Source organism: Bacteroides cellulolyticus, assembly GCF_025567135.1.
Taxonomy (GTDB): Bacteria; Bacteroidota; Bacteroidia; order Bacteroidales; family Bacteroidaceae; genus Phocaeicola; species Phocaeicola cellulolyticus.
In genome coordinates, this window is record NZ_JAOQJJ010000011.1 from 75,112 (window position 1) to 98,658 (window position 23,547).

16 protein-coding genes are annotated in these 23,547 nt (G+C 38.8%); 12 read left to right on the forward strand and 4 right to left on the reverse strand.

What is annotated here, in order from left to right:
* Window positions 1-16 precede the first annotated feature (16 nt).
* Window positions 17-697 (reverse strand): Crp/Fnr family transcriptional regulator, encoded by a 681-nt coding sequence (locus tag OCV82_RS10685; protein WP_154044368.1) that lies wholly within the window; start codon window positions 695-697, stop codon window positions 17-19.
* 167 nt (window positions 698-864) lie between these two features.
* On the opposite strand from OCV82_RS10685, the gene OCV82_RS10690 reads away from it, so the two are divergent.
* Window positions 865-1,503 (forward strand): MarC family protein, encoded by a 639-nt coding sequence (locus tag OCV82_RS10690; RefSeq protein WP_154044369.1) that lies wholly within the window; start codon window positions 865-867, stop codon window positions 1,501-1,503.
* Between the two features lie 104 nt (window positions 1,504-1,607).
* Here OCV82_RS10690 and OCV82_RS10695 read toward each other — a convergent pair whose 3' ends face one another.
* Window positions 1,608-2,456, reverse strand: a complete 849-nt coding sequence (locus OCV82_RS10695) for a helix-turn-helix domain-containing protein (RefSeq protein ID WP_154044370.1) — start codon at window positions 2,454-2,456, stop codon at window positions 1,608-1,610.
* A gap of 232 nt (window positions 2,457-2,688) precedes the next feature.
* Between OCV82_RS10695 and OCV82_RS10700 the strand changes: the two genes are divergently transcribed.
* From OCV82_RS10700 to OCV82_RS10725, 6 genes are read left to right on the forward strand one after another with little or no spacing between them, the layout of a single operon-like run.
* Window positions 2,689-5,295, forward strand: coding sequence for a DUF4493 domain-containing protein (locus OCV82_RS10700; RefSeq protein ID WP_154044371.1), 2,607 nt, complete (start codon window positions 2,689-2,691; stop codon window positions 5,293-5,295).
* 17 nt (window positions 5,296-5,312) lie between these two features.
* Window positions 5,313-6,578 (forward strand): DUF4493 domain-containing protein, encoded by a 1,266-nt coding sequence (locus OCV82_RS10705; RefSeq protein WP_154044372.1) that lies wholly within the window; start codon window positions 5,313-5,315, stop codon window positions 6,576-6,578.
* The gene (locus OCV82_RS10710) at window positions 6,575-8,767 is read left to right on the forward strand and encodes a DUF4493 domain-containing protein (RefSeq protein ID WP_154044373.1); all 2,193 of its coding nucleotides are present in this window, start codon (window positions 6,575-6,577) and stop codon (window positions 8,765-8,767) included. The genes OCV82_RS10705 and OCV82_RS10710 overlap by 4 nt, the downstream gene beginning before the upstream one ends.
* Before the next feature lie 20 nt (window positions 8,768-8,787).
* Window positions 8,788-9,516: a hypothetical protein gene (locus OCV82_RS10715; protein WP_394802657.1), complete on the forward strand. Its 729-nt coding sequence runs from the start codon at window positions 8,788-8,790 to the stop codon at window positions 9,514-9,516.
* Window positions 9,517-9,521: 5 nt separating this feature from the next.
* Complete coding sequence (locus OCV82_RS10720) at window positions 9,522-10,406, forward strand: hypothetical protein (protein WP_154044374.1); 885 nt, start codon at window positions 9,522-9,524, stop codon at window positions 10,404-10,406.
* Window positions 10,407-10,417: 11 nt separating this feature from the next.
* On the forward strand, window positions 10,418-12,028 hold the full coding sequence (locus tag OCV82_RS10725) for a PCMD domain-containing protein (protein WP_154044375.1): 1,611 nt from the start codon (window positions 10,418-10,420) through the stop codon (window positions 12,026-12,028).
* Between the two features lie 238 nt (window positions 12,029-12,266).
* Here the strand turns inward: OCV82_RS10725 and OCV82_RS10730 are convergent, their stop codons facing one another.
* The gene (locus tag OCV82_RS10730) at window positions 12,267-13,601 is read right to left on the reverse strand and encodes an NADP-specific glutamate dehydrogenase (RefSeq protein WP_154044376.1); all 1,335 of its coding nucleotides are present in this window, start codon (window positions 13,599-13,601) and stop codon (window positions 12,267-12,269) included.
* A 223-nt stretch (window positions 13,602-13,824) separates the two neighbouring features.
* Between OCV82_RS10730 and OCV82_RS15205 the strand changes: the two genes are divergently transcribed.
* The gene (locus OCV82_RS15205; RefSeq protein ID WP_394802658.1) at window positions 13,825-13,977 is read left to right on the forward strand and encodes a hypothetical protein; all 153 of its coding nucleotides are present in this window, start codon (window positions 13,825-13,827) and stop codon (window positions 13,975-13,977) included.
* 78 nt (window positions 13,978-14,055) lie between these two features.
* Here the strand turns inward: OCV82_RS15205 and OCV82_RS10740 are convergent, their stop codons facing one another.
* Entirely contained in the window at window positions 14,056-16,341 is a 2,286-nt protein-coding gene (locus tag OCV82_RS10740) for an NADP-dependent malic enzyme (protein ID WP_154044378.1), read from the reverse strand.
* Between the two features lie 312 nt (window positions 16,342-16,653).
* Between OCV82_RS10740 and OCV82_RS10745 the strand changes: the two genes are divergently transcribed.
* The 4 genes from OCV82_RS10745 (at window position 16,654) to lpxA (ending at window position 23,339) form a co-directional block, all read left to right on the forward strand.
* On the forward strand, window positions 16,654-17,865 hold the full coding sequence (locus OCV82_RS10745) for an efflux RND transporter periplasmic adaptor subunit (RefSeq protein WP_154044379.1): 1,212 nt from the start codon (window positions 16,654-16,656) through the stop codon (window positions 17,863-17,865).
* Window positions 17,866-17,931: 66 nt separating this feature from the next.
* Entirely contained in the window at window positions 17,932-21,153 is a 3,222-nt protein-coding gene (locus tag OCV82_RS10750) for an efflux RND transporter permease subunit (RefSeq protein ID WP_154044380.1), read from the forward strand.
* 11 nt (window positions 21,154-21,164) lie between these two features.
* Window positions 21,165-22,547 (forward strand): TolC family protein, encoded by a 1,383-nt coding sequence (locus OCV82_RS10755; protein WP_154044381.1) that lies wholly within the window; start codon window positions 21,165-21,167, stop codon window positions 22,545-22,547.
* 24 nt (window positions 22,548-22,571) lie between these two features.
* Window positions 22,572-23,339 carry an acyl-ACP--UDP-N-acetylglucosamine O-acyltransferase gene (gene lpxA, locus OCV82_RS10760; protein WP_154044382.1) on the forward strand — a complete coding sequence of 256 codons (768 nt, stop codon included), beginning with the start codon at window positions 22,572-22,574 and terminating at the stop codon, window positions 23,337-23,339.
* Window positions 23,340-23,547 lie beyond the last annotated feature (208 nt).

The following is a 23,547-nucleotide window of genomic DNA, read 5'->3' on the forward strand; positions in this document are numbered from 1 at the left end:
ACTGACAACTCGAAAATTAATTCTTCACCTCCTCGGTAAGTTTAGCCAAGTCCTCTATGGTTATTTTCTTTCTTCCCAATGTTAGTATCCCTTTTTCCTGAAATTCGTTCAGGGCTCTGGATACGTTTATTCTTGTGTCGTCTATCAGTGAAGCCAGATCTTCCATCGTGATGAACAGTGTTTTCTTTCCGTATGGAATCACACATCTCAGCGCGAAGAAGTTCATAAGCTTTTCTTTGGTACATCCTATGTGCGAGTTCCACAGCTTGTTGTTCGCAGTCTGTGCCCTGTTGCTCAGTATGTTCAGATAGTTCAGGTTGAAAATTTCGTATTTGCACAGATTTGTCAGAATGTAGCTTTTGTCAATGTTCAGAGTATCTACATCCCCGGTTGCAGTGTACGATGCATTATATTTTGTGCGCATCCCGAATAGTGACTGTGGTTCTATTATGTATGGAGCCTGTACCTCTTCCACAATCTTGAAGTTGTGTATCGGATCGTTTGTTGTGACGGCAACCTTGCCTTCAAGTATGAAAATCAGGCTGTTGCATCTGTCATCCTGCGAAACGATGTTCTGTTTGGCTTCATATTTATGAAATCCCATTTTCACTTTTTCTATGATGCTGGTTATATTTTCTTTAGTCAATCCCTGGAACAGTGGCAGCTCCAGTAGTGTATCGTACATCGAAACCTTCATAATCCGTTAAATTTATTGAGCGTAAATCTTTATTTTAACATACAAAGTTAACAATTTATTTTGTATCACTACATCAGTGTGTATATTGATTTTAGTATTTTTTTCCTTAATGTGTATGAATAATGATTTTTTATGTATTTTTGTAATGTAAAAAATATATCATCAAAATGAAAACGTTATTTATCCAGCCTGCATCGGTTCCTTTTTTGGGGGCGTTCGATGTTCAGCAGTTTCTCAGTGCATTCATAGTGTTGTTTGCCGTGATAGATATAATTGGTTCTATTCCAATCATTTTGGATTTGAAGCAGAAGGGTAGGCCTGTAAATGCCATGAAGGCTACGCTGATAGCTTTTGCCCTGCTGATAGGTTTCTTTTATGCCGGCGATATGATGCTTAAACTTTTTCAGGTTGACATTGCTTCCTTTGCCGTAGCCGGTGCCTTCGTTATTTTTATGATGTCGCTTGAGATGATTCTGGATGTGGAGATATTCAAGAACACGGGGCCTATAAAGGAAGCTACCCTCGTTCCTTTGGTGTTCCCGCTGTTGGCAGGAGCCGGAGCGTTCACAACGCTGCTTTCATTACGTGCCGAATATGCCCCTATTAATATAGTATTGGCACTGACACTTAATATGGTGTGGGTATTTATAGTTTTGAAGCTGACTGACGTGATAGAACGTTTCCTTGGAAAGGGCGGAATATATGTAATCCGCAAGTTCTTCGGTATAATTCTACTGGCTATTTCTGCCAGACTTTTCACGGCAAACCTAACTTCGTTGATAGAGCAGTTTCAGGCTTTGAAATAAGGCTTTGATACGTTTAAAAAAAACGGGCGTTCATTTAAGGTGAAACGGACGCACGTTTAAAGTGAAATGGGCGCACGTTTAAAGTGAAACGTACGCTCGTTTTTTTACCCCTTATTTCTGTACTCCAAAGGACTCATTCCAACGTGTCGTTTGAAGTACTTTCCGAAGAACGACATATTGGCAAAATTCAGAGAATCCGATATTGCCTGAATGCTTTGTTGCGTAGATTTCAATTGCGATTTTGCGTCCATTATCACCATCGATGATATTATGTCCGCACAAGTTTTTCCTGTGGCTTGTTTTACTATTGAACAAAGATGAGCATGTGTAATCCCCAATTTCTCGGCATACCATGCCACATTCCTGTTGTCGTTGTAGTGCTGCATCACTAGTTGTGTGAATCCCTTGCACAGCTGTTCGCTTTTTGATGAGGCTATGTCATCCTTTACCGATTTCTTCTTATATATTAATGAGATGCCCTTGTGTACGTCGGTGAAAATATTGTCCGCGATTTCCATCCTTATTTTTTCATCGAAGTGTTCATATACATCTATCATAAGGTTGTAATACTTTTCTGTCATCACGGCACCCTCGTCAGACAGTGATAATTTGGGCTTTCCCAAGGTGGAGTAGATAGCATCAAGCAGAATTTTCGATTTGTCGTTTTTTTCTATATATCTTGACGAGAAACCTAAGAAATATATTTTCAAGTCTCCTTTCAGGTCGTTAATCTGAAAGATGGAACCAGGCATCAGTGTTATTATATCGTTTTTCCTTACAGTGAGGTGGTTCAGGTTGACAGATGCTTCAATCTCTCCATCCATACATAGTGCAATGATTTCACATTTCAGACGGACGGGATAGTTTTTGTACATCCCCAGCAGTTCTTTACTTATGTCTGTACCCGACAACCAGTCCTCAGGCAGATCGAATTTAGGTATTGTATTGTCCATTGTAGTATAGTTTACGTTTATGCACAAAAGTAATTAATTTGAAGTATAGACCAATGAATATATTAATAAAAGTCTATAAAATATTAAGATTATACTGATTATGGATGATGTAATAAAGGCTTATATTAAGAATAGGACAAAAATATCAAGAATAGACCTTGCAGGATATGCTAAAAAGCAGTTATTTTGCAGCGTGAAATAATTCTAATTTCCTATTTTGAAAGGTAGAAAAATGAAAAAAGTTTATTATGGATTGTTGTCCTTCGTGCTTTTGATGGTGTCATCATGTTCAAAAGATGACTCACAAAATTCGTTTCAAGGACGTATTGATGTGAATATCAATTCTGACAAAAGTTTGTCGAATGATGCATCTAGAGGTGGTGAAGAAATAGCTTCTCCTGATGTATCTGATTTTGCTTTGAAAATAGAGTCGGTTGATGGGGAAGTCGCTAATTCATGGGACCGTTTTGAAAAATTTCAACCTGTATCAGTAGAAATTGGTTCGTATAATGTTACAGCTTCTTATGGAGATGCAAATGCTGAGGGTTTTGATGCATTAAGTTATTTGGGGAGTACAACTGTAGAAGTAGTAAAGGATGAAACTGCAGAAGCGTCTGTAATGTGTACTATTAACAAAGCGAAAGTTTCGGTATCTTATTCTGATGATTTTAAATCGTATTTTACTTCTTATAGTGCATATATAAATTCTTCAAGAGGTAATAAAGTGACATATGCTTCAGATGAGACTCGTGGGGCTTATTTTGTACCTGGCGATTTGGAACTTTATTTGGTTGTCGCACGACCAGGAATTTCACAAGCTATAACTCTTAATCCTAAGAATTTTAATGCTGAAGTAAAACATGATTATCATTTGACAATGGATGTCGATGCTTCTTCGGCTTCTTTGAAAATTATTTTCAATGATGATCTTTCTTCTGAACAGAATGTAGAGATTAATATTTCGGATGAAAATTTGAATGCACCTGCACCAGCGTTTACTGCTTATGGATTTAATTCTGGTGAGTCATTTGAGATTGTGGAAGGTGGAAATGTTTCTGATAGACTAGAAGCATATCTTAATGCTCCATCAGGATTGGCGAAGTGTGAGTTGATTACTGTTTCCGAGTCTTTGAAAAAAGAAGGATGGCCTGAAAATGTAGATTTGATGAATCTTACGGCTGAACAGTCGCAGAAATTATCGGAATTAGGATTGGAAACAAAAGGTATGGGTTCTAATCACGATAAAATAGCATTGGTTAATTTTAAGAACGTGATTCCTAATCTGTATTGCATGTCAGAAGAGAATGATATTCATACATTTACTCTTCGCGCTACGGATATAATATCAAAGGTGTCAGAGGATTTGGTGTTGAGTGTTACTACTCGTAATAATGGTTTTGCTGTTGCTTTGCCAGAATATGTTCCTTATGGAAGTACCAATATGACGGCTGAATTGACTTTGGAGGGGGATCCTTCTTTGGTTAAATTCTATTATTGGGGATTAGGTGTATATCAGGAGTTTACTGCGGAGAATGTAAATATACAATCTGGGGCGGAAGCTAATAAATTTACTGTTACGTTTACTTATCCTAACTCTTTGATTGATACAGAGAACGGTGTCAAGTTCAAGGCTAAATATGGAGTCAAAACTATAGAAGATGTGTTTAAAGTAGAAGATCCTGATCTTGCTTTGTCTTTAAAGAATGGAGATGCGGATGTATGGGCTACAAAAGCTTACTTGCAAGTAACTGCATCTGCCAAAGCGCGTTCATCACGTACAATATCTTCCTCTACTGTAGAAATACAATATAAAGATGGTGAAGAATGGAAAGTATGGCCTAATCAGTCGTATGATTCTAATACCGGATTGTTCTTGTTGACAGGTATGGGAGAAGGAGCAACAGAAAATGCTGGTGTCTCATATACATTGCGTGCTGCGTATAAACGTGGTGGAGAAGTTGTTTCTTTTTCTAATGAGTTAAATATTGTAACTGAAGTAAAGGCTCAGGTTGGAAATTCTGGATTTGAAGATTGGTATTCAGAGAAAGTGTGGGAAAAGTTTGGGTTTGCAAATGCATCTACTTGTAGAACTTCTATATACTCTTTTTATCCATATATATCTTCTGAGGCTGATAAATGGTGGAGTACAACTAATGCTTTGACAACCCAAGCTAAGGGGGATTATTCATGGTATTATGCGGCTTATGCCGGAGTTATACCTACTAATGCTACAGAAACTCATACTGCGAGTTGGCATATTAAACAATATGGTAATGCTTCTGATTTTGGAATTGCTGAAATAACTGAAGAAATGCTAGATAAACCGAATTCAGGGAATACAGCTATGGAGATTGCAACTGTAGGCTGGGGAAAGAATAACTGGACAAGTCAAAGTAGTGCTCAAAATGGTTGTAAGACAAGGAGTGCTGGATATTTGTTTATTGGTACGTATGATATTAATAGCGGTATGAATTTAGGGCATTCTTTTAATAGTAGACCTTATGGTTTTACATTTGCGTATAAGTTTTATCCATATGCTTCGGAAACAGCTAAAGCTTATATAAAAGTATATAATGGAGATACTGAAATAGGAACTGGTGAGTATTTAATAAATACAGCAACCCCTACATTCACAAATCCTGATAACAATGTTGTAATTACATACACAGATTTAACAAAGAGGGCAACAAAAATAACCATTGTATTTATTTCTTCTACAGCAGAATCTCCTCAAACATTAGCTATAGGTGGAAGTGAAATTGCATGGTGGGGATATTGTGATTCTCGTCATATCGGAAGTATTCTAACTGTGGATGATGTGAAATTAATTTATGAATAAATAAATATTGACATAATATGAAAAAAATATTTTTAATCTGTTTTACTCTGCTTGCCGGTGTGCTGGTTTTCAGCGCTTGCCATAGTGAAGCAATGGATGAGAATGTCTCTGAAGCAAAAGGAAATTTGAATTTGTCCTCTCTGAAAACAGATGTTGATTTAGATATAGAGACTGTATATGTAGGTTCTAGAGCAGATGAAACTGTAGATGTAAGTAATTTCTTGGTTGCAATTTATGATTCTAAATCTCAAAAAGTAGAGCAATGGAAGTATAGTGAAATGCCTGAGGTTGTGTCATTGACAGTAGGAACATATTCTATAGAAGTATTATCTGCTGAAGCTCCATCAAATGGATTTGATGCTCCTTTTTATAAAGGAACAGCTACATGTGAAATAAAAGAAAATGAGTTGGTAGATGTACCTGCTATTACTTGCAAACTGGCAAATATGCTATTCTCTGTGGTATATGATGAAGAGTTTCAGGATAAGATGGGGAATGATGTTGTGACTACAATTTCTGTCGGAGAAAATTCTTTGGATATACCTTATGCAGAAACACGTAAAGCATATCTTATTGCACCGGAAGGTGAGACTGCAGCATTGAATGTTACTCTAAAAGGTACTATTGATGGAGAAACAATAGATTATAGCAAACGAATTGATCAAGTAAGAGTTGGTGTACATAACATTATAAAATATGAGTTTGATCCTGTTAGTGATGGCTCAATGGGTGATGGAACTTTAAATGTAGCTATCAATGTAGATTCATCGATGAATGAGTCTGATGAAGTAGTAGGAACTAATCCTGGGGAAGAACCTGGTATTGATGATTTCCCTACTGAAGGTGGTGAGGATCCTGGTGAAGGAGGAGGAGAACAGAATGTTCCGTCAATTATAGGATCTGATTTTAATGGAAATCCTTTTGATATAGAAAATGATGTGTTGGACATAAAAGGAGCTTCAACATTAAAAGTAGAGATTAATGCTGAAAATGGTATTGCACATCTTTATGTTGAAATTCAATCTGAGACATTGGATGTAACAGAGGTAGGTTTGATGAACAGTTTTGACTTGGCATATCCAGGTGATTTGGAAGAAGGTTTGAATGGCTTGGGATTTCCAACAGGAGCAAATGTAATAGGTCAAAAGCATACAACTTTTGATATTTCTACATTTACAGGACTATTAGTTAGTTTCGAAGGTAATCACAATTTTGTGATTCGTGTAGTAGATCAGAATGATTTGGAAGAAACAAAAGTTTTAAAGTTAAGAGTGGTAAAATGAAAAAGATAAAATCATTTATATCTGTTTTATGTTGTATAATATTTACTCTTTCTTCTTGTAAGAATGATGTAGTATTGTCAGAAACAGAGGGAAGTTTGAAGCTTTCTGTAGGAGTCTCTGATAAAGTGGAAGTCGTTTCCAGAACATTATCTGGTGAAGACCAAAGTATATTGGAACAGAATTGCAAAATTCGTATTTATAATGAAAAAGCATTGCTTCGTAAATACCAGGGTTTGGAAAATGTACCTTCGGAAATAGCCTTATTGAGTGGTGATTATTCTGTACGTGTAACAGCTGGTGATTCTTTAGCAGCTTCATTTGAAAAACGTTTTTTCGAAGGGAAGAAGGATTTCTCAATTGTAAAAGGTGAAATCAGTACTGTAGAAGTAAATTGTGGCATTGCAAATACTGTAATAGCTATAACTTGGGATGAATCACTTAAAGAAGTTTTTGATGGGGATTGTCAGGTGACTATTACATCTGCTACTGGTGAACTCGTTTATTCATCAGCAAATCCAGAGGCTAAAGGATATTTCAGTCTGCCTGAAGATAACAGAAAGTTGACTTGTAAATTTAAAGCAACTACATTGACAGGAGAACCATATGAAAAGTCTATGGAATTATCCGATTTAAAAGCATCTACACTTTATAATTTGAAGTATAGTTATACATCTGTTAGTCAGGATCCTACGGGTGGTGCCTCTATACAGATAAAGGTGGATGAAACTTCTTTGGAGGAAGAAGAACATGTCATTGTTTTTAAACAACGACCGGTGATTGTATGTAAAGATGGAGAAGAAACTGTTTATAATCTTGAACAGCCTGTATATTTGGAGATAAATGCGCAACAAGATTTTTATTTTCAGGTTTCAACATCATCATCTTTGAGCTCTTTGATTATTAGAAACGAACGTTTTACTGAATGGGGATGTATCGCTAACCAGTTTGATATGTTAAAGCTTGAAGGTAATGAGGAAAACATGAAGAATTTTGGAATTTCTGTTACTGATTCGAAGGTATCTTTGAATGGAGATGTTTGGACATTCTTGTTTGCTAAAAAACTGATAGCAGAAATGACAGCTAGCGAGGGGAGTGTGACTACTACAATTGAAGCTACTGATGCAAATGGAAAGAATCGTGTGGTTATATGGAATATTATTGCCTCAAATGCTACAGTCGTGACTGGAGAAACAATTCCGTATGAAGTATGGACATCAAAAGCTACACTGCATGGAACAGTTACCGGTACGTTGGCTTCTACTCCTAAATTCCGCTATAGAGCAAAGAATACAGCTGAATGGAGTATTGTTGAAGCTGATTTGGTTGAGAATTCATTTAGTAAGGAAATTACAGGTTTGACACCTGGTACTACATATGAGTATCAGGCTATGGATGGTGAACAGGCATCGGCTGTTACTTGTGAATTTACTACGGAAACAGCTTTCCAACCTGATAATGCAAGTTTTGAATATACTCAGGTATTAAAAGTTTCTACATTGTTGGGAAGTAAAGATTGTTTGTTCTTCTATAAAGAAGATTCTGAAATGTGGTGGGATACAGGAAATACTGGTTCTGCTACTGCAGGTAGAAATATAACCACTCAGGATTCTTCAATAAAAAATAGTGGAGAATATTCTGTGAAATTAGCATCAGATAATGTAATGAATACTTTTGCTGCAGGAAACCTTTTCTCTGGTAAATTTTTAGGAACGGAAGATTTGACAAAAGGTATTCTGGGTTGGGGACGTCCATGCACAAGCCGTCCTAAAGCTTTGAAAGTGTGGGTACGTTATATGCCTGGTCCTGTTGATTTTCCTGGATATCTGGAGGAAGGTTCTACGGATAATGGTATTATTTATGTAGCAGTTGGAGAATGGAAGTCTAGTGATAGCCAATATGGTGCAGAATGGCCTGTTGTGGTACGTACAAAAGGTCCTACATTATTTGATCCGAATGACAGTGGTACTATAGCATACGGAGAACATATTTTTACTGAGAACTTCGGCGCTGAAACTGAAACCAGTATGAAAGAAATAACTATTCCTTTGAATTATGAGGACTATGGTGGCTATGATAGAAAACCAAAGTCTATTATTATTGTAGCAGCTGCTAGCCGTTATGGTGATTATTATCAGGGAAGTTCTACAAGTAAAATGTGGCTTGATGATATGGAATTGATTTATGAATAAGTAATAACTTAGATAAATTTGTGAAGAAACTGTTATTTATATTATATCTTGCGTGTACTGCTATGGTGGGGTATGCGCAAGATTCTTATCAAAAGAAACTTCCTCCCAAAGTCTTTGTGCCTAAAGGACAATGGATTACTGGAAGCTCTGTTTCGTATTCAGAACATACGGAAAATAATTATGATCTTTTGATTTTTGAGAACATTAATGCTGACGGTTATACGTTTAAGGTAAGTCCAATGTTTGCTTATGCCTTAAAAGATAATATGGCTATTGGAGGGCGTTTTAAATATGGAAGAACTTTAGTCCGTATGGACGAGACACAACTTAATCTAGACGATGAGAATCAGTTTGATGTAAACAATATATATCAGCTGAAACATTCATATTCTGCAATGGCTATTTTCCGTAATTATATTCCATTAGGTGAAAGTAAACGTTTTGCTATTTTTAGTGAAACTCAGCTTGAAATAGGTGGAAGTCAATCTAAAGTCGCAAATGGAAGAGGAGAAGCATTAACAGGTACTTATTCTGAATCTACCGATTTGTCTTTTGGGGTTACACCGGGAATGGTTGCTTTTATAAACAATTATACTGCTGTAGAAGTTAGTATAGGTGTACTAGGTGTAAACTTAGGTAAAACTAAACAAGTTACGAATCAGGTTGAGACTGGAACAGTGTCATCTACAACAGCTAATTTTAAAATTAATTTGTTCTCAATAGGTTTGGGAATTGCATTTTATTTGTAAGTAATATGAAAGTGAAATTGTTATATATAATAGCGGGTTTGTTTTCACTTTTAGGGTGCTTACAAATCAGAGCTCATGAAGTGGATTCTGTTTCTTTTGATTTGGATTCAACTGTTGTGATATATAGAAACGTGGTAGTACATGATACTGTGTATGTTCCTGTATCGGTAGCAGAAATGCCTGTAGATTCATCGAAAATAATATATACAAAACCAGTTGGACGTTATGATCGTGGAATTACTAATTATCGTTTTATTCCGAAGCATAAATGGATTGGTGGTGTAACTGTTTCTATTTTTAATTATGAGACAGATAACAGCAGACTTTTGTTTTCTCTCCTAAAGGATATTGATGTAAACCTGCGTACTTTATCTATAAAACCTTTTGTCGGTTATTCAATAAAAGATAATACAGTTGTAGGTTTAAGACTTGGATATTCGCGTATTTCAGGAGGAATAAATAATTTTTCATTGAATGTAGAAGATTTTGATATTTCTTTGAAGGATATTAAATATTCGGATGATGCATATTCATTTAGTCTTTTTCATCGCTCTTATGTAGGACTTGATCCAAAGGGGCTGTTTGGGCTTTTCAATGAGACTACATTAGGGTATAGTATGGGTTCTACTCGTTTTTCACAAGGAAGCGGTGAAACTTTAAAATATACTGATACCTCGATAAATCAATTGAATATAGGTATTAATCCAGGAATTGCCATATTCATCATGCCAAATGTCGGGGCAGAGGTTTCTTTTGGTGTAGCTGGTTTTACATATAATTGGGAGAAACAAAAGAAAAGTTCTGGAGAGGTAGGTAAACGAACTAATAGTGGAGCTAACTTTAAAATTAATTTGTTTAATATAAACATTGGTATAACTGTGTGTATCTGATGGAGAATAATATGATAAAAGATATAACTGTTAGGCTGGCACTGCTTTTGATTCTTTGTTTGTTGCCTGCTTGTATTAAGAACGATTTGCCTTATCCTACTGTAAAACTTTATATTACTGGAATGACAGTAGAAGGACAAGTTGGAGATGCTATAATCTCTAATGAAGAACGAAAAGTGACGGTGGAGCTGGAAGAAACTGTAAATAAAGCGAAGGTTAAGGTAAATACATTTGAAATTACAGAAGGAGCAACAGCGACTATTGCTAAGGATTCTGTTATTGATTTTACAACGCCTTATGATGTTACATTATCATTGTATCAGGATTATACATGGACAATTGAGGCTAATCAGAATATATCACGTGTCTTTAATGTCGCCGGACAGATAGGTAGTGCTATTTTTTATCAGGAATTACGTGAAGCTTCTGTTAATATCCCCAAAGAGAAAGGATTGGGAAATATTGAAGTTACAGATTTGAAATTAGGCCCGGAGGGTTCTACGTATAATGGAGCATCTGGTATCCCTACGCTTGAATGGGAAAAGAAAGGAGCCTTTGCCATGACTAAGGTGAGGGTAGCATATAGTGATTTCATAGATGAGGAATGGACATTATATGTTAATTTGACAGATGTAAAAGTAGGAATTAATAGAGTAGATGCTTGGACCAAAGTTGCTTGGATTGATGGATTTGGAAGAGAAGGAGAAAATAATGGATGTGAGTACAAGAAGGAAGGAGATACTGATTGGATTAAAGTTGAAGATTCTGAGTTGACTCACGACGGAGGAAAGTTTATTGCACGTGTTGTTCATTTGCAGGCAAATACTACTTATGTTTGTCGTGTTTTCTCTGGAGATGAATATAGTGAAGAAGTTACGTTTACAACAGGTTCTGAACTTCAGCCTGAGAATTATAGCTTTGAATATACTTCTGGGACAAGTCCGTTATATTTATATGCTGAAGGGCAGGAAATGTGGTGGGATACCGGAAATAAAGGTTCTTCAACTATGGGTAAGAATGTAACGACAGTTGATACAGATTATAAACATACTGGGAATCAGTCTCTTTTATTATCTTCTCAGTTCGTTGGAATAGGAAGTATAGGTAAATTCGCCGCAGGAAATGTCTTTGCCGGAAAATATCTTAAGACCGAAGGTACCGATGGTATATTAGGTTTTGGCCGTCCTTTCATTTCAAGACCAACAAAATTGAAAGGTTATATAAAATATAACTGTGGTGTAGTAGATAAAGGAGGTGATAAAATTGCCAATGGACAGAATGATATAGGTACTGTTTATGTAGCTTTGACTGATGGAGATGGAGTAGCGTATGATGATGGAAGCAAATGGTCTTGTATCATTAAAACAAAAGAAAAGGATCGTCAGCTGTTTGATAAAAATGCATCTAACGTGTTTGCTTATGGTGAGATGATCTTAAATGAAAGTACGCAAGGTGATGGCTTGATTCCTTTTGAAATAGAGCTAGACTATAAAGCTACAGATAGAGTAACGACAAGAATCGTGATAGTGGCATCAGCCAGCTATTATGGAGACTTTTTCCAGGGTAGTACGAGCAGCAAGATGTGGCTGGATGACATTACATTGGAATATGATTATGAATAATATCTCTTTATTGGATTATTAAAAAAGCAGGAAATAATATTCCTGCTTTTTTTGTTTCTTATATCTACTATAGACGGGGATGTGTGAGTGGAAACCAATTAAACTACAACTTTAATAGATAATTATTCTGTAATGTTTAACATGGAGAATATATAAAAAATTAGACCGTCTCAACATCTTTCGATATGAGACGGTCTAATTTATATTTAAACTTTATTTCTACTCTTATATCATGGTATTAAACAATACCCTGAGCCATCATTGCTTTAGCAACCTTCATGAAGCCGGCTACGTTAGCACCCTTCACGTAGTTGATATATCCGTCTGGTTCTGTACCGTACTGTACGCAAGCTTCGTGGATGTTCTTCATGATGCTTCTCAGCTTTTCGTCAACTTCTTCTGCACTCCAGCTCAACTTGATAGAGTTCTGAGTCATTTCAAGACCTGATACAGATACACCACCTGCATTGGCTGCTTTACCCGGAGCGTAAAGAATCTTAGCTTCCTGGAATACGCGGATTGCTTCTGGAGTAGAAGGCATGTTTGCACCTTCTGATACAGCGAATACACCGTTTGCGATAAGAGCTTTGGCATCATCACCGTTGATTTCGTTCTGAGTAGCTGATGGAAGAGCGATGTCAGCTTTTTCATTCCATGGACGTGCACCTGCAACGTATTTACATCCGTATTTCTCTGCGTATTCGCGGATACGGCCACGATACAAGTTCTTGAGTTCCATGATGTAGTCGAGCTTTTCGCGGTCGATACCGTCCGGATCGTAGATGTAACCGTCTGAATCGGACATTGTAACGACTTTAGCACCCAACTGGATAAGTTTTTCAACTGTATATTGTGCTACGTTTCCTGAACCTGATACAAGGCATGTTTTGCCTGCAATGTCAATATTGCGTGTCTTCAACATTTCCTGTAAGAAGTAGATGTTTCCGTAACCGGTAGCTTCAGGACGGATAAGCGAACCACCGAATTCGCGGCCTTTACCTGTAAGTACGCCAGTGAATTCGTGAGCCAATTTTTTGTACATACCGAACATGTAGCCTACTTCACGACCACCTACACCTATATCACCTGCAGGAACGTCTGTTTCAGGACCGATGTGACGCCATAATTCCAACATGAATGCCTGGCAGAAACGCATTACTTCGGCGTTTGACTTTCCACGTGGAGAGAAGTCTGAACCACCTTTACCACCACCCATAGGAAGTGTAGTAAGTGAGTTCTTGAATGTCTGCTCGAAAGCAAGGAACTTAAGGATTGACAGATTTACTGAAGAGTGGAAACGGATACCGCCTTTGTAAGGGCCGATAACGTTGTTGTGCTGAACACGATAACCCATGTTAGTCTGGATGTTGCCTTTATCGTCCATCCATGTTACGCGGAACTGATATACTCTGTCTGGAATACAAAGACGTTCGATGAGGTTTACTTTGTCGAATTCAGGGTGTTTGTTGTATTCTTCTTCGATTGTTCCCAAAACTTCTTCTACTGCCTGATGGTATTCAGGTTCATTAGGAAATCTTCTCTTAAGATCCTCCAAAACTTTAGCTGCATTCATAATCTTTACCTTAAAATTAATTGGTTGTTACTATTTGTTGTTTTTTATCTCTCTAGTAGATGATGCAAAAATATATCAAAGAATTGGTTTATGCAACATTTTGATTAAAAAAAATAAGAAAAATATCTTTTTTATACTTTTATTGCATAAAATGTGTTGAAATGCTTATTTCTTTCGGCTGTTGATAGACTTACCTATCGGTATGAAAACCAAGGCTCCTGATATGATTAAAGTTACAATTAGCGGTCCGTCTATTCGTGGTGATGATGTTATGACTACAAAACAGAGTGCTGCCCAAAATAGTGTGAGCAGGACGCATTGTGTATTCGTAAGTGGCTTTCGCATAGCAGGTTTCTTTAATAAAGTGAGTATATAATAAAACGAGTTGGCAAGGTCTTTTCTTTGGAACGGAAACCTTGTCAACTCGTCAAATTAATGCTTCGTCATATTATGATTAACATCCTTTTTTCTTTTTGTCAACTATGGCGTCAATACATGCTATAGCTGTGATGTTCACTATATCGCGCACTGAACTTTCGATGTCGGTGAAGTGGATAGGTTTGTTCAATCCCATCTGGATAGGGCCTATGACTTCTGTTTCACTCATGTTCTGTATGAGCTGGTAAGTTGAGTTCGCTGAGCTTAGGTTAGGGAATACCAGTGTATTGACCTGCTTGCCTAACAGTTTTGTGAACGGATATTTTTCATCGCGCAATTCGTCATTAAGAGCGAATTTTACTTGCATTTCACCATCGATTGCCAATTCAGGATAGTTCTTGTGCATGTAGGCTACAGCTTCGTGTACTTTTGCCGGACTTCCTTCCTGATCGGAACCGAAGTTGGAGTATGAAAGCATTGCCATAACTGGTTCATGGTTGAAGAAACGTACTGACTTGGCAGACAGACGTGCTATATCTATCAGTGTATCTGTGTCCGGATGACGGTTTATAAGTGTATCTGCAATGAAGTATGTACCCTTCTTTGAGTTAAGGATGTGCATAGTTCCGAAGTGTTTGTATCCTTCCTGTATTCCGATTACTTCCTTGGCAACCTTGATAGTGTTGCTGTATTTGGTGTAAAGACCTGTGATGAATGCGTCTGCTTCGCCTGTCTCGACCATCATCATACCGAAATAGTTGCGTTCGAACATCTTATCGTTTGCTTCTGCAAAGTTGGCTCCCTCGCGTGCGCGTTTTTCGCAAAGTATGCGTGCGTATCTTTCTCTTCTTTCAGCTTCGCTGTCGTGGCGGAGGTTGATGATTTCTATACCTTCAAGGCTGAGGTCAAGCTCTTTGGCAAGTTTCTGTATTCTTTCAGTGTTTCCTAAAAGGATAGGGTTACAGATGCCTTCTGATTTGGCTTCTACTGCGGCTCTAAGCATGTTAGGGTGGATACCTTCGGCAAATACAACTCTCTGAGGACAGCTGCGTGCTGTTTCATAAAGCTTGCGTGTAAGTTTGTTTTCCTGACCCATGAGTTCAAGAAGGTGGTTCTTGTATTCATTCCAGTCAGTTATCTCTTTACGTGCGACACCTGAATCCATTGCAGCTTTGGCTACTGCCATTGATACTTCTGTGATGAGTCGTGGATCGACTGGTTTCGGGATGAAATAGTCTGGTCCGAAAGAAAGGTTGTTTACGTGATATGCTTCGTTTACAACGTCTGGAACAGGTTTCTTCGCCAAATCAGCTATGGCATGTACGGCAGCCAGTTTCATTTCTTCGTTTATGGCTTTGGCACGTGTATCCAATGCTCCACGGAATATGTAAGGGAAACCGATTACATTATTGATCTGGTTAGGATAGTCCGAACGTCCTGTTGACATCAAAACGTCAGGGCGTGCGCTCATGGCGTCTTCATATGAAATTTCAGGAGTAGGGTTGGCAAGTGCGAATACTATAGGGCTTGGTGCCATGCTTCGTACCATGTCTTGTGTGAGGACGTTTCCTTTTGAAAGACCGAGGAATACGTCTGCTCCCTTGATGGCTTCTTCCAGAGTGTGTACATCACGACGGTCTGTAGCAAAGAATTTTTTGCTTTCTGTCAGGTTAGGACGGTCGCTTGTGATTACTCCTTTACTGTCGAGCATAAGGATATTTTCCTTGCGTGCTCCAAGTGCTATATATAGTTTTGTACATGATGTAGCTGATGCACCTGCACCGTTAACTACAATCTTGACGTCTTCAATTTTCTTTCCGGCAACTTCGAGGGCATTCAGAAGTCCTGCACTTGAGATGATGGCTGTTCCGTGCTGGTCGTCGTGCATTACCGGAATGTCAAGCTCTGCTTTAAGTCTGTTTTCGATTTCAAAACATTCAGGAGCTTTGATGTCTTCAAGGTTGATTCCTCCGAAAGTTGGTGCTATTGCTTTAACGGCCTCGATGAATTTTTCAGGATCCTTTTCGTTTACTTCAATGTCGAATACATCGATTCCTGCGTATATCTTGAACAGAAGTCCTTTACCTTCCATAACTGGCTTTCCGCTCATGGCACCTATATCGCCTAATCCCAATACGGCTGTTCCGTTTGAGATAACTGCTACCAGGTTACCTTTGGCTGTATAGTCGTATGCTGTTTCCTGATTTTTCTGGATTTCCAGACATGGTTCTGCTACTCCAGGTGAGTATGCCAGCGATAAGTCGCGTTGTGTCTGGTATGGTTTGGTGGGAATAACCTCTATTTTTCCCGGTTTGCCCTGTGAGTGATAAAGCAGGGCGGCTTCTTTTGTTATCTTTACCATAAGTTATTACATTTTGTTGTTATTTGTTTATTAAGATGCACAAATGTATGAATAAAAATCTAATATAAGCTTCATTTGTAATTAAAATCTCTAAATTGTTTTTTCTTTTTCTGAAATTGTTTCTTCATAAACTCTTCTTTTTTTGTCTAATAATCATATTCACTAGTACAATTTTAATATCGTCAGATTTATTGGTTATTCTTAGTTAATTGTTAATTTTAGATGGTCCGAATTTTATATCTTTGCACGTGTGTTTTTATGAAAATAGTTGGCGAACTAAGGTATTTGAAAAAAAATATATAATAATTTTATATGAAAATGAGCGTGAAAAGTAAATTGAATTTTAGCAATGGCCGTATTGCCATAGCTATGTTGGGTGTTTCTGTTCTTACTGCTTGTGGCGGTGGCCAGGGTGGTATGAAGATGGGTGACAATGAATTTGCTGTTATGACAACGGCTTATACTTCAAGTCATCAGACAAAAACTTATCCTGCCACAATAAAGGGTCTTCAGGATATTGAAATCCGTCCACAGGTTTCAGGCTTTATCGTAAAACTGTGTGTTGACGAGGGTGCTACAGTCAAACGTGGACAGGCATTATTCCAAATAGATCCTACACAGTATAAGGCTGCATACGATCAGGCCAAGGCCGGTGTGGAAGCTGCTAAGGCTAGCCTTGAAACTGTGACTTCAACTCTTGAAAACAAGAAAATGCTTCACGAACAAAAAATCATCAGTGATTTTGAGTATCAGACAGCTATGAATAATCTGCTTTCAGCAAAAGCCAACTATTCACAGGCTGAAGCTGCATATACTGCAGCAAAACAGAATTTGGGCTTCTGTACTGTTACAAGTCCGTCTGATGGCGTTATCGGAACTTTCCCATACAGGGTTGGTAGTCTGGTAAGCCCTTCAGTGCAAGAGCCTTTGACTACTGTTTCACAAATAGGTGACATGTACGTGTATTTTTCAATGACTGAGAAACAGTTGCTGGAAATGACAAAATCTGAACAGTCACTGAAGGATCAGCTTGCTGCTATGCCTGAAGTAAAACTTCAATTGGCTGATGGCTCGATTTATGAAGCTGCAGGAAAGATTGATGCTGTAAGTGGCGTTATTGACCAGACTACAGGTTCTGTAAGTATGCGTGCGATATTCCCTAACAGTAGAAATATTTTGCGAAGCGGTGGAACTGCAAATATCATATTCCCTTATGAAATGCAGGATATTATTTTGATACCACAGTATGCAACACAGGAAATACAGGATAAGAAATTTGTTTATGTATTGCAGCCGGACAGCACTTTGAAACATACTGAAATTCAGATTTCAAATCTTAGCGATGGAAAGAATTATATCGTGACAGGCGGTTTGAAGGCTGGTGACCAGATTGTGGTTGAAGGTGTTCAGATCTTGACTGACGGACAGAAGATCGTACCTATTACAACTGCTGAAAAGGAAGCAAAGTATCAGAAACATTTGCAGGACCAGCGTGACGGTAATATACAGACTGCCTTCAATTAATTGCATATCTTGGTCAGAAACAGATATATCAATCTTATTTAATGAGATTTTAAAAAGAATAAAAGAATGAAACTAGATAAATTTATTAATCGTCCGGTACTGTCAACGGTGATTTCTATCTTGATGGTTATCTTGGGTGTTATAGGTCTGGCAACTTTGCCTATTACTCAGTATCCGGATATCGCACCACCTACAGTGTCCGTAAGGGCCACTTATACAGGTGCCAGTGCTTCTGCCGTGTTGAATTCTGTCATCGCTCCTTTGGAGGAACAGATAAACGGTGTTGAAAACATGATGTATATTCAATCAAATGCCACTAATACCGGTTCTGCTGATATCAGTGTTTACTTCAAACAGGGAACTGACCCTGATATGGCGGCTGTCAATGTACAGAACCGTGTGTCAATGGCTCAAGGTTTGCTGCCTGCTGAAGTTACACAGATTGGTGTTACAACACAGAAGCGCCAGAACTCAATGTTGATGGTTTTCTCTCTTTACGATGAGACTGACGAATATAATGTAGAGTTTATTGAAAACTATGCCAACATTAACATCGTGCCTGAAATCAAGCGTGTAAACGGTGTGGGTGATGCCAATGTGTTGGGTATGGACTACTCTATGCGTATTTGGTTGAAGCCTGATATCATGGCACAATATAAACTTGTCCCTTCTGATATCTCTGCTGTTCTTGCTGAACAGAATATCGAAGCTGCACCGGGACAGTTCGGTGAACGCGGAAACCAGACATTCCAATATACTATTAAGTATAAAGGACGTTTGCAGAAAGCAGAGGAATTTGAGAACATCGTTGTAAAGGCATTGCCTGACGGTGAAATCTTACGTTTGGGTGATATCGCAGAGATAGAGCTTGGCCGTCTGGCTTATACATTTAATAATAGGGTTAACGGACATAAGGCTGTATCTGTCATCGTTTACCAGATGGCCGGATCAAATGCTACACAGACTATTTCTGACTTGGAAGAGGTTCTTGCCAAGGCACAGGAGTCACTCCCTACAGGATTGAAAATCAATATTGCCCAAAATGCCAACGACTTCCTTTACGCTTCAATTCATGAGGTAATCAAGACTTTGATTGAGGCATTCGTGCTTGTGTTTATCGTGGTTTACGTGTTCTTGCAGGATATGCGTTCAACACTTATTCCGGCGATTGCAATTCCGGTTGCTTTGATTGCAACATTCTTCGTCTTGAAACTTATCGGATTTAGTGTCAATTTGCTTACTCTTTCTGCCATGGTGTTGGCTATTGCCATAGTGGTGGACGACGCCATAGTGGTGGTTGAAGGTGTACACGCTAAACTTGACCAGGGATATAAGTCGGCAAGAGAGGCTTCAATTGATGCCATGAGTGAACTTGGTGGAGCTATCGTGTCTATTACACTTGTCATGATGTCAGTGTTCATTCCTGTTAGTTTCATGGGTGGTACTGCCGGTACTTTCTATCGTCAGTTCGGTTTGACAATGGCTATTTCAATCGGTTTCTCAGCACTGAATGCGTTGACTCTGTCACCGGCGTTGTGTGCTTTATTCTTGAAACCTCATAAGGCTGAACATGGCGAGAAGAAAATGTCTATGATAGACCGTTTCCATACATCCTTCAATGCTGCATACGATTCTTTGTTGAGCAGTTATAAGAAGCGTGTTGTATTCTTTATACATAAGAAATGGTTCTCTATGGGACTTGTAGCTGTTTCTATAGTATTATTGGTATTCTTCATGAACACTACTCCTACAGGAATGGTGCCTACAGAAGATACAGGTACTATTATGGGTGCAGTGACACTTCCTCCTGGTACATCACAGGAACGCGCGATGGAAATCATGGATAAGGTTGATAGCCTGATTGCCGCAGAACCTGCTGTAAGTTCAAGAACTATTGTTTCCGGTTTCGGATTTATCGGTGGACAGGGTCCTTCATACGGTTCTGTGATTATCAAACTTAAAGACTGGGAAGAACGTTCCTTGATGCAAAATTCAAGTGTAGTAGTAGGAACATTGTTCATGCGTGCACAAAAAATCATTAAGGATGCACAGGTATTGTTCTTTACACCGCCTATGATTCCTGGATATTCGGCTTCAAGTGATATCGAGTTGAACATGCTTGATAGAACTGGTGGTGATCTGAACAAGTTCAATGATGTAGTACATAGCTATATGGACGCATTGAAGCAACGTCCGGAAATCAACTCTGCACAGACTACATTTAACCCAAGTTTCCCACAATACATGATGGATATTGATGCTGCTGCATGTAAGAAAGCAGGTATAAGTCCAAGGGATATTTTGCTTACCATGCAGGGATATTTCGGAGGTTTGTATGCATCAAACTTCAACAGTTTCGGTAAGATGTACCGTGTAATGATACAGGCATCTCCGGAAGCTACGAAGAATATGGAATCATTGAACCGTATAAAAATACGTAACGGAAACGAGATGGCTCCTATTACTCAGTTTGTATCTTTGAAGAAAATATACGGACCTGACGTCATCAGCCGTTTCAACCTTTATACTTCTATTAAGGTGATGGTTGCACCTGCATCAGGTTATACTTCAGGTCAGGCACTTCAGGCTATTGCCGAGGTTGCAAAAGAAAACCTTCCTACAGGTTTCGGTTACGAACTTGGAGGTATGGCCCGTGAGGAAGCCGAAACCAGTGGTGGTACAACTGCCATTATCTTCGTTCTGTGTTTCGTCTTTGTATATTTGCTGTTGAGTGCCCAATACGAAAGTTATATATTGCCGTTGGCCGTATTGCTTTCGGTTCCTGCCGGTTTGTTGGGAAGCTTCTTGTTCGTAAACGGTTTCAGTGCTTTGGGTAGCATACCTGCATTAAAGATGATAATTGGTACAATGTCAAACGACATCTATATGCAGATTGCTCTTATCATGCTTATGGGATTGTTGGCTAAGAATGCAATCCTTATCGTTGAGTTCGCCCTCGACCGCCGTAAGCAGGGTATGGGTATTGCATGGGCGGCTGTGCTTGGTGCTTCTGCCCGTCTGCGTCCTATCCTTATGACATCACTTGCAATGATTGTCGGACTTATTCCGTTGATGCTTGCAGTGGGTGTAGGTGCACATGGTAACCGTACACTTGGTGCTTCAGCCATTGGTGGTATGTTGGTAGGTATGATATTCCAGATATTCATTGTTCCGGTATTGTTCGTAATATTCCAGTGGCTTCAGGAGAAATTCAAGCCTATCGAATGGGATAGCTTGGATGAAAGCGAAGTGGAAGCTGAAATTGAACAATATTCTCATACTAAATAATTAAGACTATAATGAAGAAACAAATCATATTGACAATGTGTGCAGCTGCTGCTTTGAGCAGTTGCCACATTTATAAAGCTTACGACCGTCCTGACACTATTGATGCTTCCGGTATTTATAGAGATCCTGTTGCGGCTAATGATACGTTGGTATCAGACACTACAAATATGGGTAACTTACCTTGGAAGGAAGTGTTTAAGGATGCAAAACTTCAGGCATTGATTGAAGAAGGACTTCAAAACAATGTTGATATGCAGGCAGCTGTGCTTCGTGTGAAGGAAGCTAAAGTAATGCTTACTTCTGCACGTTTGTCTTACCTGCCTTCAATTAATCTTGCTCCTCAGGGTACAATGACTACCATTGGAGGTGGAGATATGGTAAAGGCTTACCAGTTGCCTGTAGCTGCAAGCTGGGAAATAGACCTTTTCGGTAAGATACTTAATGCTAAACGTGGACAGCAGGCTGTATATTTGCAGAGTCAGTACGCCCAGCAGGCTGTTCGTTCTCAGATTATTTGTGGCATTGCAAACGTATATTATACATTGTTGATGCTTGACCGTCAGGTGGAAATCACTACAGAAACGGCTGCTATCTACAAAGAGAATGTACGAGCAATGGAAGCTATGAAATTGGCCGGATATGTAAATGAGGCAGCAGTCACACAGATGCGTGCTGCCAGTCATCAGGTTGAGGCTTCATTGCTTGACTTGAAACGTCAGGTTCGTGAGACTGAAAATTCATTGGCTGTACTTCTTGCAAAAGCTCCGCAGGCAATAGAAAGAGGCAAACTTGCCGATCAGGTTATGCCTGAAGAATTGACAGCCGGAGTACCATTGCAGCTGTTGGAAAACCGTCCTGATGTGAAGATTGCAGAAATGACACTTGCAAGTGCATATTATACGACAAATCAGGCTCGTTCGGCCTTCTATCCTAGCATAACTATTGGTGGTAATGCAGGATGGACAAACGGTTCAGGTGTTCAGGTTTCCAATCCGGGACAGTTTATGTTCCAGGCTTTGGCTTCTTTGACACAGCCTATATTCAATCACGGCAAACTGGTGGCAAACCTGAAAGTTTCGAAAGCGGAAGAGGAGATAGCCCGCATGAACTATCAGCAGACTATTCTTGAAGCAGGTCAGGAAGTCAGCAATGCCTTGTGTCTGTATGAGACAGTTGACAAGAAGCTGATAGAAGATCGTGGTAGAGTAGAGCAACTTGAAAAAGCCGTGACTTATACAAAAGCTTTGTTCCAGAGTGCTGAGGCTACATATCTTGAAATTCTTACAGCACAGCAGAACCTGTTGAGTGCGGAATTGACAGAAGTTTCTGATAATTTCCAGCGTATTCAGGCTGTTATAAACCTGTATAGCGCACTTGGTGGCGGACGTGAATAATTAACCTTAAAAACAGATAAACACATGATTAGTCCTTTAGCTTATGTTGATCCTTCTGCAAAGTTGGGCAACAATGTAACAGTGCATCCGTTTGCCTATATCGACAAAAATGTCGAGATAGGCGATAACAATGTGATAATGCCATACGCCAGTCTTATGAGTGGAACACGTATGGGTAATGGAAATACCGTATATCAAGGAGCGGTGATAGCTGCCGTACCGCAGGATTTTTGTTATACTGGTGAAGAAACATTGGTAAGAATAGGTGATAATAATGTGATTCGTGAAAATGCTGTCATTACACGGGGTACCCATTCTACTCATGATACAATAGTGGGTGACGGTAATTTCATCATGCAGGGAGTACGTATTTCGCATGATGTAGAGATTGGCAACGAATGTATTATAGGAAACGGTTCGCAAGTATCTGGTAACTGTAAGATTTTCGACCGTGCAATACTTACTTCTAATGTCCTGATGCAGGGAAATACCCGTCTGGGCAGTTATTCGATAGTTCAGGGCGGTTGTCGTTTTACAAAAGATATACCTCCATTTATAGTTGCGGCTCATGAGCCAATATCATTCTATAGCATCAATACTCATGTGTTGGAGCATGAAGGATTTCCTGAAACACAGATCAAGCACATTGCGCAGGCTTACAGAATTCTTTATAAGGCAAACACATCACAGCACGATGCCTTGATCAGAATAAAGGAACAAGTTCCTGGTAGCGAGTATATTGATATGATAATAGACTTTGTATCATCATCAAAGCTTGGTATTATTCATTAATTTAAATATTGGGTATTTGCCGGTACTGCTATAATGTATGTACCGGCATTTTTTTAGTATCCATTTTGGGTTTGCTTTTGTAATTATAGGGATATTGGCTGGTGGATATTCTGTTTTTCATACGTAAATATTAAGCGTCCTACACATAAAGTAGGACAGGTTTATACTAAAATTGATATAAAACCGAGTATTTTGACAAAAGAAAGAT